The organism is Pararhodobacter sp. CCB-MM2 (genome assembly GCF_001691415.1).
Lineage (GTDB): Bacteria > Pseudomonadota > Alphaproteobacteria > Rhodobacterales > Rhodobacteraceae > Pararhodobacter.
Genome location: NZ_LRRR01000102.1, coordinates 1 through 331, shown reverse-complemented (window position 1 = coordinate 331; position 331 = coordinate 1). Strand labels below are relative to the sequence as shown.

At 74.0% G+C, this 331-nt stretch carries 1 pseudogene; it reads right to left on the bottom strand.

Annotated elements, in window-relative coordinates:
• Window positions 1-51: 51 nt before the first annotated feature.
• Window positions 52-331 (bottom strand): annotated as a pseudogene (locus tag BCY78_RS24375) (hypothetical protein); the annotation flags it as partial.

The window sequence follows — 331 nt, the reverse complement described above, 5'->3', positions numbered from 1 at the left end:
CGAGGGGGTGTTTCGTGGCGGCTTGCCCGTGAAGATCCCGGCCGTCGCGCGCTACTCCCAGCGGAAGAACTTCGCCGCCGCGCCGAGTCCCAGCGCCGCCCACACCGCGAGGATCCCGGCCTGGGCCCACGGCATCGGCGCGCCGTGCTGGAGGACGTCCCGCAGCCCCTCCGAGAGCGCCGACACGGGCAGCAGGCCCAGCACCGACTGCACCGCGCCCGGGAACCTGTCCAGCGGCACGATCACCCCGCCGCCGACCAGCAGCAGCAGGAAGACCAGATTGGCGGCGGCGAGCGTCGCCTCCGCCTTCAGCGTCCCCGCCATCAGCAGC